Here is a 12411-nt window from a genome sequence, read left to right on the forward strand (position 1 = left end):
TCCCCGCCCGGGACGGCGGGGCGCGGCGCTGCCCGGGGGCCGCCGCGTCGAGACCGCGCACCCGCCCAGCCCACCCCGGCACACCCTCGACGCACCCTTGACGTCGACCGGGTCGACGGGAGCACCGTAGGGGATGACCACAGAGCACACCCCCACCGCTCCCCTGGCCCGCCGCACCCTCGGCTCGGCCGCCCACGGCACCGACCTCGAGGTCTCCGCCCTCGGCCTCGGGTGCATGGGCATGAGCGAGTTCTACGGCACCCCCGACGAGCAGGGCGGCATCGAGACGATCCACCGCGCGCTCGACCTCGGCGTCACCTTCTTCGACACCGCCGACATGTACGGGCCCTTCACCAACGAGCGTCTCGTCGGGCGCGCCCTCGCCGGGCGCCGCGACGAGGTCGTCCTCGCGACGAAGTTCGGCAACAAGCGCGGCGAGGACGGCGCGCGCCTGGGCATCGACGGCTCCCCCGACTACGTGCGCCAGGCGTGCGACGCCAGCCTCGAGCGGCTCGGTGTCGACCACATCGACCTCTACTACCAGCACCGGGTCGACCCCACCGTGCCGATCGAGGAGACCGTCGGCGCGATGGCCGAGCTCGTCGCGGCCGGCAAGGTGCGTCGTATCGGCCTGTCCGAGGCCTCGCCCGAGACCATCCGCCGGGCGCACGCGACCCACCCCGTGACCGCCCTGCAGACCGAGTACTCGCTCTTCACCCGCGACCTCGAGGACGAGATCCTGCCGACCCTGCGCGAGCTCGGCATCGGTCTCGTGCCGTACTCGCCGCTCGGCCGCGGGATGCTCACCGGCGCCCTGCCCGAGCCCGGCCAGGGCGACAGCCGCACGAGCGCGTACTTCCCGCGCTTCCAGGGCGAGGCGCGCGAGACCAACCTCGCCCTCGTCGAGCGGGTCCGCGAGATCGCGCAGACGAAGGGGTGCACCCCCGGCCAGCTCGCCCTCGCCTGGGTCCTCGCGCAGGGCGACGACGTCGCCCCCATCCCCGGCACGAAGCGGGTGCGCTACCTCGAGGAGAACCTCGCGGCCACCGCCGTCGAGCTCACCGACGACGACCTGCAGGCGCTCGAGCGCGCCGTGCCGCGCGACGCCGTCGCCGGCGACCGCTACGGCGACATGTCGACGATCGACGGCTGAGCCGGTCCGCAGACGCACGAAGGGGGAGGCGCTCGCCTCCCCCTTCGCCCGTCCGACCTCAGACCGGCTGGGCCTGCCCCGCCGGCAGCTCCCGCGAGGCACGGATCACCTCGACGAAGCGGGCCATGATCTCGTTGAGCCCGAAGTCCTTGGGGGTGAAGACCTCGGCGACGCCGAGGGCCTTGAGCGCGGCCGCGTCGGACTCGGGGATGATGCCGCCGACGATGACGGGGATGTCGCCCGCGCCGGCGTCCCGCAGGCCGTCGAGGACGTCGGGGACGAGCTCCATGTGCGAGCCCGAGAGGATCGAGATGCCGACGAGGTGGACGTCCTCGGCGACCGCCGCCGAGACGATCTGCTCGGGCGTGAGCCGGATGCCCTGGTAGATGACCTCGAAGCCGGCGTCGCGGGCGCGCACCGCGATCTGCTCGGCGCCGTTGGAGTGGCCGTCGAGACCGGGCTTGCCGACGAGGATGCGCAGCCGCTCGCCGAGCTCGGCCTCGGTGCCCCGCACCGCCTCGCGCACCGCGACGAGCTCGGCGCTGCCGCCGTCGGCCGCGCCGACGGACCCAGAGACACCGGTCGGCGCGCGGAACTCGCCGAAGACGTCGCGCAGGGCCTGGGCCCACTCGCCGACGGTGATGCCGGCGCGGGCGCACTCGAGCGAGGCCTCCATGAGGTTCTCGTCCGTGCCCGCCGCCGCCCGCAGGCGCTCCAGGGCGGCCGCGGCACGCGGGCCGCGCTCGGCGTCGGCATCACGCTCCTCGCGCCAGCTGCGCACGGCCTGCGCGGCCGCGGCCTCGACCCCGGCGTCGACGGTCTGGATCGCGCTGTCGAGGTCGGCGGTCAGGGGGTTCGGCTCGGTGCTCTCGAAGCGGTTGACCCCGACGACGACCTCCTGCCCGTCCTCGATGCGCTGACGACGCAGCGCGTGGCTGGCGACGAGGGCCGACTTCATGTAGCCCGACTCGACGGCCGCGACGGCCCCGCCCAGCTCGGCGACCCGGGCCATCTCGGCGCGCGCCCCCTCGACGAGCTCGGCGACCTTGCCCTCGACGACGCGCGAGCCGGCGAAGAGGTCCTCGTGCTCGAGCAGGTCGGTCTCGTAGGCGAGCACCTGCTGCATGCGCAGCGACCACTGCTGGTCCCACGGGCGCGGCAGGCCGAGCGCCTCGTTCCACGCGGGCAGCTGCACCGCCCGGGCGCGGGCGTCCTTGCTGAGGGTGACGGCGAGCATCTCGAGCAGGATGCGCTGGACGTTGTTCTCGGGCTGGGCCTCGGTCAGGCCCAGGCTGTTGACCTGCACGCCGTAGCGGAAGCGGCGCTGCCGGGCGTCCTCGACGCCGTAGCGCTCGCGCGTCAGCTCGTCCCACAGCTGGACGAAGGCGCGCATCTTGCACATCTCCTCGACGAAGCGCACCCCGGCGTTGACGAAGAAGGAGATCCGGGCGACGACCGTGCCGAAGTCCTCGGGGGCGACGACGCCGGAGTCGCGCACGGCGTCGAGCACGGCGATCGCCGTGCTCATCGCGTAGGCGATCTCCTGCACCGGGGTGGCCCCGGCCTCCTGCAGGTGGTAGCTGCAGATGTTGATCGGGTTCCACTTCGGGATCGTCGTGACCGTGTAGTTGACCATGTCGGTGATGAGCCGCATCGAGGGCCCGGGCGGGAAGACGTAGGTCCCCCGGCTCAGGTACTCCTTGATGATGTCGTTCTGCGTCGTGCCGGCGAGCCGGGCGACGACGTCGGCCGGCTCCTCGCCGCTCGCCTCGGCCTGCTCCTCGGCGGCGACCTGGTACATCGCGAGGAGGTACATCGCGACGGCGTTGATCGTCATCGAGGTGTTCATCTCCCCCAGGGGGATCTCCTCGAAGAGCTGACGCATGTCGCCGATGTGCGAGATCGGCACCCCGACCTTGCCCACCTCGCCGCGGGCGAGGACGTGGTCGGGGTCGTAGCCGGTCTGCGTCGGGAGGTCGAAGGCGACGGAGAGCCCGGTCTGCCCCTTCGCGAGGTTGCGCCGGTACAGGGCGTTGGAGGCGGCGGCCGAGGAGTGACCGGCGTAGGTGCGCATCACCCACGGCCGGTCCCGCTCGGGTCGCGCGGGGGCGGCCGCGGGGGTGGGCACGTCGGTGGCGTCAGGCATGTCGCGAAACTACCGGCGCGGCTCGCGCGTGGGCAGACCTCCCGACGGTGAAAGGCACCACACCGAAGGGGGCGAGCCCGGCCCCGTCAGACCGCGGCGGCCCGACGTCGGGCCGGCACGACAGGCCGCTCGGCGGCGGTCTGCTCGAGGATGATCCGGCGTCGGCCGGCTCGCAGGAGGAGGCGGCGGGTGCGCTCGTCGACGCCGACGACGCGCAGCCGGCGACCGTGCTCGGCCGCGCGGACGTGGGCGGCGACGAGGGTGGCCATCCCGGCGGGGTCGAGGACCCCGGAGGCGCTCATGTCGAGCAGGATCGGGCCCTCGCCGCTGCGGATGAGGCTGGCGAGCTCGTCGCGCACGTCGGGTGCCGTCGCGCGCGAGAGCGGGACCTGCACCCGGACACGGCTGCTGCCGCCCCCGACCGGGACGAGGCTGGCGATGCTGCTCATCATGCTCCCTGCCGGCGCCGCCCCCGCGGCGCCTGTCACGAACTATGACGCGTGAGCAGCCCGATCGGTTGGCACCTCGCCGTCACGATCGGGTCACGACCCATGGGTCACATGAGTCGAGGTCGACCGGCTCACCTGCGTCGACGTCGACCGGCCCGCGCTCTGCGACGATGGCGACATGGTCCACCTGACGAAGATCTACACGCGCACCGGCGACGACGGCACGACGGCGCTCGGCGACTTCGGTCGCACGCGCAAGACCGACCCGCGCCTGGCCGCCTACGCCGACACCAACGAGGCGAACGCCGCGATCGGCGTGGCGCTGGCGTCCGGCGAGCTGCCGCAGGACGTGCGCGCGACGCTCCTGCGCGTGCAGAACGACCTCTTCGACTGCGGCGCCGACCTCTCGACCCCGCTCGCCACCGACCCGGAGCACCCACCGCTGCGGGTCCTGCAGCAGTGGGTCGACGAGCTCGAGGCCGACTGCGACACCTACCTCGAGCGGCTCGAGCCGCTGCGCTCCTTCATCCTGCCCGGCGGCAGCGTCGCCTCGGCTCACCTCCACGTCGCGACGACGGTCGTGCGGCGCGCCGAGCGCTCGGCCTGGGCCGCGGTCGAGGAGCACGGCACCGAGCCGGGCGAGGGTCGGGGCAGCGGCGGGATCAACCTCGTCGCGGTGACCTACCTCAACCGCCTGTCGGACCTGCTCTTCGTGCTCGCCCGGGTGGCCAACCTCGAGGCCGGCGGTGACGTGCTGTGGCAGCCCGGCGGCGGCCGGTCGCAGGAGCCCGAGCGGGTCAGGCGACGTTGACGTCGCGCCCGGGGGGCGAGGACTCCAGCCACGAGCGCATGGCCATGTAGATGCCGCGCTCGACGGCGAGGGGCGTGGGCTCGCTCGTCGTGTGGTCGCCGACGTCGACACGCAGCGCGCCGACGAGACCCGGGATGGTGATGCGCTCCTCGGCGGGGGTCGACAGCTCGAGGTGGGCGCGGTCCCACTCGAGCCCGGGCCGGCGCCGGGTCGAGACGACGGGGTACCACGAGAGGGTCTGGGGCCCCAGACGCAGCAGGCCCAGACGCCACCGGCGCCCGTCGCGGCTGACCGCGGCGAGCGCCAGGGGGTAGCCGCCGGAGATGGCCCGGCGGCGCAGGACGAGTCCTGCGAAGAGGAGGACGACGAGGAGCAGCGCGAGACCCAGGACCAGCTCGGCGACCTGGAGCGCGCTCACGACGTCGTCAGATCAACGAGTCGTCGTGGAGACGGTCTCGGCGACGATCGTCACCGTGTCGTGGTCGACCGAGAGGAAGCCGCCGTCGACGCTCGCGGTGCGCTCACCGCCCTCGGTCGTGATGACGACGTCACCCTCGACGAGGACGCCGAGGAGGGGCGTGTGACCCGGCATGATGCCGATCTCGCCGTCGATGCTGCGGGCTCGGACCATGCGGGCCTCGCCGGACCAGACCTTGCGGTCGGCGGCGACGAGCTCAACGTTCAGGGCGCTCACGTGGGAGTCCTTCGGGGTCGGGAGGGTTGTCCAGGGTCCATGGTACCGGCGCCCCGGGGGTGCGCCCGACCGGTCTCAGGCGACGACGACGGACCAGGTGTCCTGGCCCTGCGAGATGCTCCACACGCGGAAGACCGACCAGCCGATCCACAGCCCGAAGAGCACGACCGCGGGCTTGGCCGAGATCCAGCCGAGCATCCGCTCGGGCGGTCGGCGACGCACGAGCGCGTACGCGACGTAGAGCGCGGCGAAGGCGGCCATCGCCATGAGCAGCAGGCCGAAGGGGTTGTACCAGAAGGCCCCCGCCACGTCGCCGTGGGCGACATGGACCCATGCACGCGTCATGCCGCACCCGGGGCACGGCATGCCGAAGAGGAGGCGGAAGACGCACGAGGGCCGGCCGGAGTCGACGTCGCCGACCGGCCACAGGGCGGCGATGCCGATGCCGACCGCGCCGACGGCGCCGAGCGCGATCGCGGTCGCCCGCGCGCTCAGGCTGTACCCGCGGGCGAGGTGGACCGGACGCCCCTGCGGGGCCGGAGGCCCCGGGGGGTTGGGGGGCGGTCCGCCCACGGGTGCGTGGGTCACGGCAGCGGGCGTCCGTCGGCGTCGACCATCTTGCGGGTGGCGACGAGGATGACGTCGACGAGGGACCAGATGCCCAGCCCGCCGCACGTGAGGAGCTTGAGGACGCCGAGACCGGTCTGCCCGAGGTAGAAGCGGTCGACCCCGAAGCCGCCGACGAAGATCGACAGGAGCAGCGTGGTCATCCACTCGCGGCTGCTGAAGAGCCCGGGCACCTGCTTGGCCTGGAACCACTGGCCCTGCGGCGAGGTGCGCACCGGGGCGTCGCCCTTGAGCTGGCCCGACATCGCCATGCCGGCGAGGTCCTGGTAGCTCATCGGGCCGTACTCCTGGCCCATGGCCGAGACGTAGTACTGGCTGCGCGAGGCGTCGCCGCCGGGACCGCCGGGAGCCTGGTAGGACGGCGCGGAGCCGTAGCCCTGGCCGGGCGCCTGGCCCTGGCCGGGCCCCTGTCCCTGCGGGTATCCGTGCGGCTGACCGGAAGGCGGCGGAGGCATGCTCATGCGCGTGATCCTATCTGGCGCCGGGCACTGCGAGAGCCCGCCCCCGACGACGTCGGGGACGGGCTCTGGCTGACCGGTGCTGCGAGGTCAGAGGTTCTTCTGGATCTCCGCCCACTGGCGCTCGACGTCGTCGAGGCCACCGCACATGAAGAAGGCCTGCTCGCCGACGTGGTCGTACTCGCCGTCGCAGATCTTCGTGAAGGCCTCGATGGTGTCCGCCAGGGAGACCGTCGAGCCCTCGATGCCGGTGAACTGCTTCGCGACGTAGGTGTTCTGCGACAGGAAGCGCTGGATCCGGCGAGCCCGGTTGACGAGGATCTTGTCCTCCTCGGAGAGCTCGTCGATGCCGAGGATCGCGATGATGTCCTGCAGCTCCTTGTTGCGCTGGAGGATCGACTTCACGCGCACCGCGGTGTCGTAGTGCTCGGCGGTGATGTAGCGGCGGTCGAGGATCCGGCTCGTCGAGGTGAGCGGGTCCACGGCCGGGTAGATGCCGAGCGAGGCGATCTCACGGGAGAGCTCGGTCGTCGCGTCGAGGTGCGCGAAGGTCGTCGCCGGGGCCGGGTCGGTGTAGTCGTCCGCGGGCACGTAGATCGCCTGCATCGAGGTGATCGAGTGACCACGCGTCGAGGTGATCCGCTCCTGGAGCACACCCATCTCGTCGGCGAGGGTGGGCTGGTAGCCCACGGCCGAGGGCATGCGACCCAGGAGGGTCGAGACCTCGGAGCCGGCCTGCGTGAAGCGGAAGATGTTGTCGATGAAGAGGAGCACGTCCTGCTTCTGGACGTCGCGGAAGTACTCCGCCATCGTCAGCGCCGACAGGGCGACGCGCAGACGCGTGCCCGGCGGCTCGTCCATCTGGCCGAAGACCAGCGCGGTCTGGCCGAGGACGCCGGCCTCCTCCATCTCGACCATGAGGTCGTTGCCCTCACGGGTGCGCTCGCCGACACCGGCGAAGACGGAGACACCACCGTGGTCGCGGGCGACACGGGCGATCATCTCCTGGATGAGGACGGTCTTGCCGACGCCCGCACCGCCGAAGAGGCCGATCTTGCCACCCTGGACGTACGGGGTGAGCAGGTCGATGACCTTGATGCCCGTCTCGAACATCGTGGTCTTGCTCTCGAGCTGGTCGAAGGAGGGCGCGTTGCGGTGGATGCCCCAGCGCTCCTGCACGTCGAGGGTCTCGCCCTCGGCGAGGTTCATCACCGCGCCGGTGGTGTTGAAGACCTTGCCGAGCGTGACGTCGCCGACGGGCACCGTGATGGGGCCGCCGGTGTCCTTCACCTGGGTGCCGCGGACGAGGCCGTCGGTGGGCTGCAGGGAGATCGCGCGGACCATGTTGTCGCCGATGTGCTGGGCGACCTCGAGGTTGATCGTGCGGCTCTCGCTGCCCTGACCGGTGCTCGCGATCTCGCTGGTGAGCAGGTTGTACTGCTCGGGCATCGCGTCGGCCGGGAACTCGACGTCGACGACGGGGCCGATGATGCGGGAGATCCGGCCGACGCCGCCGGCCTGGGGGGTGTCCTGGGTGGACTCGATGGTGGCAGTCATTACCTGTCCTTCTTACTTGGACTCGGCGAGGGCGCTCGCGCCGCCGACGATCTCGGAAATCTCTTGCGTGATCTCAGCCTGGCGGGCCTGGTTCGCCAGACGGGTGTACATCTTGATGAGCTCCTCGGCGTTGTCGGTCGCCGACTTCATCGCGCGCTGACGCGCCGCGAGCTCGGAGGCGGCCGCCTGGAGGAGGCAGTTGAAGATCCGCGCGTTGACGTACTTCGGCAGCAGCGCGTCGAGGAGCTCGTCCACGCTGGGCTCGAACTCGTAGAGCGGGAAGATCTCCGACTCCTCGGGCTCCTCGACGCCGTCGACGACCTCGAGGGGCAGCAGGCGGATGACCTCGGGCTCCTGCGCGACCATCGAGACGAAGCGGGTGAAGACGACGTGGACCTCGTCCACTCCCCCTTCGCCCTCGGTGTCCTTGACGAAGTCCTCGACGAGGCGGTTGCCGATCTCGCGGGCGTCCTCGAAGGTCGGCTTCTCGGAGAAGCCGGTCCACTGCGCCGCGAACTCGCGCTTGCGGAAGCTGTAGAAGTTCACCGAGCGACGGCCCACGAGGTAGGGGACGACCTCCTTGCCCTCGTCCTGGAGGCGAGCGACGAGGCGCTCGCTCTCCTTGAGCACGTTGGCGTTGTAGCCACCGGCGAGGCCACGGTCCGCGGAGATGATGAGCACCGCGGCCCGACGGACCTGCTCGGCCTCGCTGGTGAGCGCGTGCTCCTCGTCGGAGAAGGTCGCCACGGCCGAGGCCGCGCGGGTCAGCGCGCGGGCGTACGGCGTGGATGCACGCACGGCCTGCTGCGCCTTGACGACGCGGGAGGCCGCCATGAGCTCCATGGCCCGCGTGATCTTCTTGGTCGCGCTGACGGACCGGATGCGCTGCCGGTACTCCCGGATCTGCGCTCCCATACGTTGCCGCCTCTCTGGGTCTTGTCGCGAAGGGGATGTCTGTGGGGGTGGCCGCGGGTGCGGCCGGCTGACCGGTCCGGGGGGGCGGTGCCCGCCCGGACCTCGTGGTCAGCGCTTCTGGCGGACGATCTGCTCCTGGTCGGAGTCGAGGGCGTCGTCGCCGTCCTCGGAGCTCTCGACCGTGGTGCCCGCGTCGCCCCGGGGCTGGAAGCCAGCCTTGAAGGAGTCGATCTCGGACTGGAGCGCGGACTCGGTCGAGTCCTCGAACTTGCCGGTCTCGCGGATCGCGTCGAGCAGCTCCTGCTTCGTGCGGCGCAGGTGGTCGAGGAAGTCGGCCTCGAAGCGCTGGACGTCCTCGACGGGGATGCTGTCGAGCTGACCGGTGGTGCCGGCCCAGATCGAGACGACCTGCTCCTCGACGGGCAGCGGGTCGGCCTGCTTCTGCTTGAGCAGCTCGACGAGGCGCGCGCCGCGGGCGAGCTGCTGCTTGCTCGCGGGGTCGAGGTCGGAGGCGAACATCGCGAAGGCCTCGAGCGCGCGGTACTGGGCGAGGTCGAGCTTGAGACGACCCGAGACCGACTTCATCGCCTTGATCTGCGCGGCACCGCCGACGCGGGAGACGGAGACACCCACGTCGATGGCCGGGCGGACGTTGGAGTTGAAGAGGTCGGCCTGGAGGTAGATCTGGCCGTCGGTGATCGAGATGACGTTGGTCGGGATGTACGCCGAGACGTCGCCCGCCTTCGTCTCGATGATCGGCAGACCGGTCATCGAGCCCGCACCGAGCTCGTCGGAGAGCTTCGCGCACCGCTCGAGCAGACGCGAGTGCAGGTAGAAGACGTCACCCGGGTAGGCCTCGCGGCCCGGCGGGCGGCGCAGCAGCAGCGACATGGAGCGGTACGCCTCGGCCTGCTTGGACAGGTCGTCGAAGACGATGAGGACGTGCTTGCCCTGGTACATCCAGTGCTGGCCGATGGCCGAGCCGGTGAAGGGGGCGAGGTACTTGAAGCCGGCGGCGTCGGACGCGGGGGCCGCGACGATGGTCGTGTACTCCATCGCGCCGGCCTCCTCGAGGGTGCCCTTGACCGCGGCGATCGTCGAGCCCTTCTGGCCGATGGCGACGTAGATGCAGCGGACCTGCTTCTCCGGGTCGCCGGTCTCCCAGAACTGCTTCTGGTTGATGATCGTGTCGACCGCGACCGTGGTCTTGCCGGTCTGGCGGTCACCGATGATCAGCTGACGCTGGCCACGGCCGATCGGGGTCATCGCGTCGACCGACTTCAGACCGGTCTGCAGCGGCTGGTGCACCGACTTGCGCTGGACGACGGTCGGCGCCTGCAGCTCGAGCGCGCGGCGCTCCTCGCTGGTGATCTCGCCGAGACCGTCGATGGGCTGACCGAGGGGGTTGACGACGCGGCCGAGGAAGGAGTCGCCGACGGGGACCGAGAGGACCTCTCCGGTCCGCTTGACCTCCTGGCCCTCCTCGATCTTGGCGAAGTCGCCGAGGACGACGACACCGATCTCGTGGACGTCGAGGTTGAGCGCGATGCCGAGGGTGCCGTCCTCGAACTCGAGCAGCTCGTTGGTCATCGCCGAGGGCAGGCCCTCGACGTGGGCGATGCCGTCACCGGCGTCGGTGACGCGGCCGACCTCTTCACGGGAGGCCGCGCCCGGGTTGTAGGACTGGACGTAGCCGTCCAGGGCGTCCCGGATCTCCTCCGGACGGATCGAGAGCTCCGTCATCTGTCTCTTCTCCTCGGGTGCCGGCTGTGGTGGGCCGGCGGTCGGTGTGTGGTGCGTGGGGTGGTGGGTGCGTCGGTCGAGCCCGAAGGGGGCTCAGCCGCCGGCCAGGTGGCGGCGGGCCTCGTCGAGACGCCGCAGGACGGTCCCGTCGACGACCTCGTCGCCGACCTGGACCCGGATGCCGCCGATGACGTCCGGCTCGATGAGCTGCTGGACGAGGATCGGCTTGCTGTAGATGCGCTGCAGCGCGGACGCGAGGCGACCGGTCTGCTCCGTCGTGAGCGGCGCCGCGGTCGTGACGACCGCGGTGAGCTGCTCGCGACGGGCCGCCGCGTACCGCAGGTAGGTGTCGAGCACGGTGTCGAAGCGACGCCCGCGCGGGGCGAGCACCGCCTGACGCGCCAGCCGGACGCTCTCCGGCGCGGCCTTGTCGCGCAGCAGGGTCGAGACGACCTCGGCCTTGCCTGCGGGGTCGCCCTGCCGGTTGGTCAGGGTGTCGCGCAGCTCGGGGCTGGCGGCGACGACCCGCTCGAAGCGGAAGAGCTCGTCCTCCACCGTGTCGATCCGACCGTCCTGCTCGGCGCCGACGAGCGAGGCCTCGACGGCCAGGCGCTCGGTGGTGTCGGACAGGTCGCGCTCCTGCGACCAGCGACCGGCGACGAGCGCCGAGACGATGCTCGACGCGGCCTCGGACACCTTGCCCGCGAGCAGACGCTGCGCCAGCGCGGCCTTGTCCGAGCCCTCGCGAGAGGGGTCGGCCAGGGCACGGCGCAGCGTCGCGTTGTCGTCGAGCAGGGCGGTGACCGCGAAGAGCTCGTCGGCGAGGACGGCCTTGTCGGCCACCGTGGGCAGGGCGGCGTCGAAGGCCGCCCGTCCCTGCCGGACGGCTCCGCGCGAGCTGCCGCGCATCAGGAACCCTGACCGTCGACGTCGAGCGTGCCCTGCGTCGGCGTCGAGGAGGCGCCGACCTTCTCCGGCTGGACCTGACCCGACTCGAGCTCGGCGAGGAAGCGGTCGATGATCGACTGGCGCGACGCGGAGTCGCTCAGCTCGTGACCGACGATGCGACCCGCGAGGTCGGTGGACATCCGGCCGACCTCACCACGCAGCGACACCGACGCCTGCTGGCGCTCCGCGTCGATCTGCTTGTGAGCGGACTCGGTGATGCGAGCAGCCTCGTCCTGAGCCTGCTGACGCATCTCCGCGACGATGCTCGCACCCTCGGCGCGCGCGTCCTCGCGGATCTTCGCGGCCTCGGCACGGGCGTCGGCGAGCTGGGCCTCGTACTGGGCCTTGGCGGCCTCGGCCTCGGCCTGGGCGTTCTCGGCCTGGGCGATGCCACCCTCGATAGCAGCGTGGCGCTCCTGGTAGGCCTTCTCGATGTTCGGGGCGACCTTCTTCGCGACGACCCAGTAGAGGATCGCGAACATGATCAGCCCGAAGACGAGCTCCTCGAGGTGCGGGATGAGAGGCATGGTCTCGCCTTCTCCACCCGCCGTCGCGAGGCTCACGACCGACGTTGCGGTTGCCGTGATGTGCACGGGGTACTCCTAGGTGCTGGTCTCGGTTCGGGTGAGCACGGGCACGAGGCCCGTGGGCTCAGTTGTTGATGAAGAAGAGGACCAGACCGAAGATCGCGAGGGCCTCAGCGAGCGCGAAGCCGAGGATGGCGATCGGCTGCAGGAGGTTGCGGGCCTCCGGCTGACGAGCGACACCGTTGATGTAAGCGGCGAAGATCAGACCGACCGCGATCGCCGGGCCGATGGCGGCCAGGCCGTAGCCGACGAGGGAGAGCGAGCCGGTGATTTCCATGATCTGCACGTGAATTCCTCTTCCGTGTATTTACCGATCCGCCGCG

General features: G+C 71.3%; 14 protein-coding genes. 2 read left to right on the plus strand and 12 right to left on the minus strand.

All coding sequences use genetic code 11. The features are described from left to right. Nucleotides 1–133: 133 nt before the first annotated feature. Nucleotides 134–1153 carry an aldo/keto reductase gene (locus LIV55_RS04210; protein WP_229299269.1) on the plus strand — a complete coding sequence of 340 codons (1020 nt, stop codon included), beginning with the start codon at nucleotides 134–136 and terminating at the stop codon, nucleotides 1151–1153. 58 nt (nucleotides 1154–1211) lie between these two features. Here LIV55_RS04210 and LIV55_RS04215 read toward each other — a convergent pair whose 3' ends face one another. Together LIV55_RS04215 and LIV55_RS04220 are read right to left on the minus strand one after the other, a co-directional pair. After that, on the minus strand, nucleotides 1212–3299 hold the full coding sequence (locus tag LIV55_RS04215) for an ethylmalonyl-CoA mutase (RefSeq protein WP_504878615.1): 2088 nt from the start codon (nucleotides 3297–3299) through the stop codon (nucleotides 1212–1214). Nucleotides 3300–3385: 86 nt separating this feature from the next. Beyond that, a complete protein-coding gene (locus LIV55_RS04220; RefSeq protein WP_191563856.1) occupies nucleotides 3386–3748 on the minus strand; it encodes an STAS domain-containing protein in 363 nt (120 codons plus the stop codon). Nucleotides 3749–3926: 178 nt separating this feature from the next. Between LIV55_RS04220 and LIV55_RS04225 the strand changes: the two genes are divergently transcribed. After that, nucleotides 3927–4559 carry a cob(I)yrinic acid a,c-diamide adenosyltransferase gene (locus LIV55_RS04225; protein ID WP_123092038.1) on the plus strand — a complete coding sequence of 211 codons (633 nt, stop codon included), beginning with the start codon at nucleotides 3927–3929 and terminating at the stop codon, nucleotides 4557–4559. Here the strand turns inward: LIV55_RS04225 and LIV55_RS04230 are convergent. The 10 genes from LIV55_RS04230 to LIV55_RS04275 form a co-directional block, all read right to left on the minus strand. Beyond that, entirely contained in the window at nucleotides 4546–4977 is a 432-nt protein-coding gene (locus LIV55_RS04230; RefSeq protein ID WP_068277819.1) for a DUF2550 family protein, read from the minus strand. The two genes, LIV55_RS04225 and LIV55_RS04230, sit on opposite strands and share 14 nt — an antisense overlap. A 12-nt stretch (nucleotides 4978–4989) precedes the next feature. Continuing rightward, nucleotides 4990–5253: a F0F1 ATP synthase subunit epsilon gene (locus tag LIV55_RS04235; RefSeq protein WP_068277824.1), complete on the minus strand. Its 264-nt coding sequence runs from the start codon at nucleotides 5251–5253 to the stop codon at nucleotides 4990–4992. Nucleotides 5254–5328: 75 nt separating this feature from the next. Next, nucleotides 5329–5841 carry a DUF2752 domain-containing protein gene (locus LIV55_RS04240; protein WP_083969092.1) on the minus strand — a complete coding sequence of 171 codons (513 nt, stop codon included), beginning with the start codon at nucleotides 5839–5841 and terminating at the stop codon, nucleotides 5329–5331. Beyond that, a complete protein-coding gene (locus tag LIV55_RS04245) occupies nucleotides 5838–6341 on the minus strand; it encodes an NINE protein (RefSeq protein WP_229299270.1) in 504 nt (167 codons plus the stop codon). The genes LIV55_RS04240 and LIV55_RS04245 overlap by 4 nt, the downstream gene beginning before the upstream one ends. An 87-nt stretch (nucleotides 6342–6428) precedes the next feature. Next, nucleotides 6429–7895 (minus strand): F0F1 ATP synthase subunit beta, encoded by a 1467-nt coding sequence (gene atpD / locus LIV55_RS04250; protein ID WP_229299271.1) that lies wholly within the window; start codon nucleotides 7893–7895, stop codon nucleotides 6429–6431. A gap of 12 nt (nucleotides 7896–7907) precedes the next feature. Continuing rightward, a complete protein-coding gene (locus tag LIV55_RS04255; protein ID WP_229299272.1) occupies nucleotides 7908–8810 on the minus strand; it encodes a F0F1 ATP synthase subunit gamma in 903 nt (300 codons plus the stop codon). 108 nt (nucleotides 8811–8918) lie between these two features. Further along, a complete protein-coding gene (atpA, locus tag LIV55_RS04260; RefSeq protein ID WP_123092043.1) occupies nucleotides 8919–10553 on the minus strand; it encodes a F0F1 ATP synthase subunit alpha in 1635 nt (544 codons plus the stop codon). Between the two features lie 93 nt (nucleotides 10554–10646). Further along, nucleotides 10647–11462 (minus strand): F0F1 ATP synthase subunit delta, encoded by an 816-nt coding sequence (locus LIV55_RS04265; protein ID WP_229299273.1) that lies wholly within the window; start codon nucleotides 11460–11462, stop codon nucleotides 10647–10649. After that, on the minus strand, nucleotides 11462–12094 hold the full coding sequence (locus LIV55_RS04270) for a F0F1 ATP synthase subunit B (RefSeq protein ID WP_372456492.1): 633 nt from the start codon (nucleotides 12092–12094) through the stop codon (nucleotides 11462–11464). Before LIV55_RS04270 ends, LIV55_RS04265 begins: the two co-directional genes overlap by 1 nt. A gap of 58 nt (nucleotides 12095–12152) precedes the next feature. Beyond that, entirely contained in the window at nucleotides 12153–12365 is a 213-nt protein-coding gene (locus LIV55_RS04275; protein ID WP_191681595.1) for an ATP synthase F0 subunit C, read from the minus strand. Nucleotides 12366–12411: the final 46 nt, after the last annotated feature.

This window comes from Janibacter melonis, assembly GCF_020567375.1.
Taxonomy (GTDB): Bacteria; Actinomycetota; Actinomycetes; order Actinomycetales; family Dermatophilaceae; genus Marihabitans; species Marihabitans melonis.

What these genes read in the sequence shown, in the direction of transcription:
- LIV55_RS04210 (WP_229299269.1), top strand. Translation starts at nt 134, where the DNA reads ATGACCACAGAGCACACCCCCACCGCTCCCCTGGCCCGCCGCACCCTC.
- LIV55_RS04215 (WP_504878615.1), bottom strand. Translation starts at nt 3,299, where the DNA reads ATGCCTGACGCCACCGACGTGCCCACCCCCGCGGCCGCCCCCGCGCGA.
- LIV55_RS04220 (WP_191563856.1), bottom strand. Translation starts at nt 3,748, where the DNA reads ATGAGCAGCATCGCCAGCCTCGTCCCGGTCGGGGGCGGCAGCAGCCGT.
- LIV55_RS04225 (WP_123092038.1), top strand. Translation starts at nt 3,927, where the DNA reads ATGGTCCACCTGACGAAGATCTACACGCGCACCGGCGACGACGGCACG.
- LIV55_RS04245 (WP_229299270.1), bottom strand. Translation starts at nt 6,341, where the DNA reads ATGAGCATGCCTCCGCCGCCTTCCGGTCAGCCGCACGGATACCCGCAG.
- atpD (WP_229299271.1), bottom strand. Translation starts at nt 7,895, where the DNA reads ATGACTGCCACCATCGAGTCCACCCAGGACACCCCCCAGGCCGGCGGC.
- LIV55_RS04255 (WP_229299272.1), bottom strand. Translation starts at nt 8,810, where the DNA reads ATGGGAGCGCAGATCCGGGAGTACCGGCAGCGCATCCGGTCCGTCAGC.
- atpA (WP_123092043.1), bottom strand. Translation starts at nt 10,553, where the DNA reads ATGACGGAGCTCTCGATCCGTCCGGAGGAGATCCGGGACGCCCTGGAC.
- LIV55_RS04265 (WP_229299273.1), bottom strand. Translation starts at nt 11,462, where the DNA reads ATGCGCGGCAGCTCGCGCGGAGCCGTCCGGCAGGGACGGGCGGCCTTC.
- LIV55_RS04275 (WP_191681595.1), bottom strand. Translation starts at nt 12,365, where the DNA reads ATGGAAATCACCGGCTCGCTCTCCCTCGTCGGCTACGGCCTGGCCGCC.